Source organism: Streptomyces flavofungini (assembly GCF_041028215.1).
GTDB classification, from domain to species: domain Bacteria; phylum Actinomycetota; class Actinomycetes; order Streptomycetales; family Streptomycetaceae; genus Streptomyces; species Streptomyces flavofungini_B.
Genome location: NZ_JASKYR010001225.1, coordinates 1 through 1,456, shown reverse-complemented (window position 1 = coordinate 1,456; position 1,456 = coordinate 1). Strand labels below are relative to the sequence as shown.

Below are 1,456 nucleotides of genomic sequence, written 5' to 3'. Positions count from 1 at the left end.
CGATCATGTCGGTGAGCGCCCGCCCCCCCCCCCCCCCCCCCCCCCCCCCCCCCCCACAGAGGTGCTCGGCGAACTCGACGCCCTGGTCGGCCTGGACAGCGTCAAGCGCGAGGTGCGGGCGCTCACCGACATGATCGAGGTGGGCAGGCGCAGGCAGCTCGCCGGGCTGAAGGCCGCCTCCGTCCGCCGCCACCTGGTCTTCACCGGCTCCCCGGGCACGGGCAAGACGACCGTCGCCCGGCTCTACGGCGAGATCCTCGCCTCCCTCGGGGTGCTGGAGAGCGGCCACCTCGTCGAGGTGTCCCGCGTCGACCTGGTCGGCGAGCACATCGGTTCGACGGCGATCCGCACCCAGGAGGCCTTCGACCGGGCGCGCGGCGGTGTGCTCTTCATCGACGAGGCGTACGCGCTCTCCCCCGAGGACTCCGGGCGCGACTTCGGCCGTGAGGCCATCGACACGCTCGTGAAGCTGATGGAGGACCACCGCGAGGCCGTCGTCGTGATCGTCGCGGGCTATACGGCGGAGATGCGGCGCTTCCTCACCGTCAACCCCGGTGTGGCCTCCCGCTTCTCCCGCACCATCACCTTCGGTGACTACGCGCCCGAGGAACTGCTGCGGATCGTGGAGCAGCAGGCCGAGGAGCACGAGTACCGCCTGGGCTCGGGCGCGTCGGAGGCGCTGCTCAAGTACTTCACGGCGCTGCCGAAGGGCCCCGCCTTCGGCAACGGCCGCACCGCGCGGCAGACCTTCGAGGCGATGGTGGAGCGGCACGCGGGGCGCGTGGCCCAGCTGCCCGACCCGAGCACCGACGAGCTCACCCTGCTGTATCCGGAGGATCTGCCGGAACTGCTGTGACCGCCGGGACGGACGTGACCGCCTCCGGCCCCGGCACGGCCGCCCCCACCTCGGTCGTCTCCGCCTCCGTGCCCCCGGGCCGGGGCTGAGGCACCGCCGCCTTCAGCCGTGCGAGCAGCCGTGCGCGCTCCTCGGCGAAGGCGGGGTCGGCCTGGTAGTCGCCGTGGCCCAGGATCGGTGCGGGGAGCGGATGGTCCTCCGTACGCCCGTAGGCCAGCGGGTCCTTGAGAGGGGCGCGGTCGACGCGGGGGCCGCAGTCGCCGTGCAGGTCGATGGGGCCGCCGATCGGGTCGGTGGCCCGGTGCAGATTGCGCCAGCAGTCGACCTCGCGGTGGAGCGAGGACAGGGCGGCCGGGCCGAAGTGGGCGGGGAACCAGCGGCCGTAGAGCCGCTCCAGGGGCGAGCCGTAGGTCAGCAGGGCGACCCGCCTGCGCACGGAGGGCCGGAGCTGCCAGGCGGCAGCGGCGGCCAGGACGCTGCCCTGGGAGTGCCCGGAGATGACGAGACGTCCGCCCGTGGCGCTCGTCGCGCGGGTCCATGCCGCCATGCGCCAGGTCAGGTCGGGGACCGCGCGCTCGGCGTAGCAGGGCGGGGCGAAGG

1 protein-coding gene and 1 pseudogene are annotated in these 1,456 nt (G+C 74.1%); one reads left to right on the top strand and one right to left on the bottom strand.

All coding sequences use genetic code 11. From position 1 onward, the window contains the following. The coding region (locus AB8Z36_RS39950) for an AAA family ATPase (RefSeq protein WP_369218260.1) at positions 1–856 on the top strand (856 nt) is incomplete at its 5' end. Here the strand turns inward: AB8Z36_RS39950 and AB8Z36_RS39945 are convergent. Next, positions 816–1,456: pseudogene (locus tag AB8Z36_RS39945) on the bottom strand (hypothetical protein); the annotation flags it as partial. The gene AB8Z36_RS39950 and the pseudogene AB8Z36_RS39945 sit on opposite strands and share 41 nt — an antisense overlap.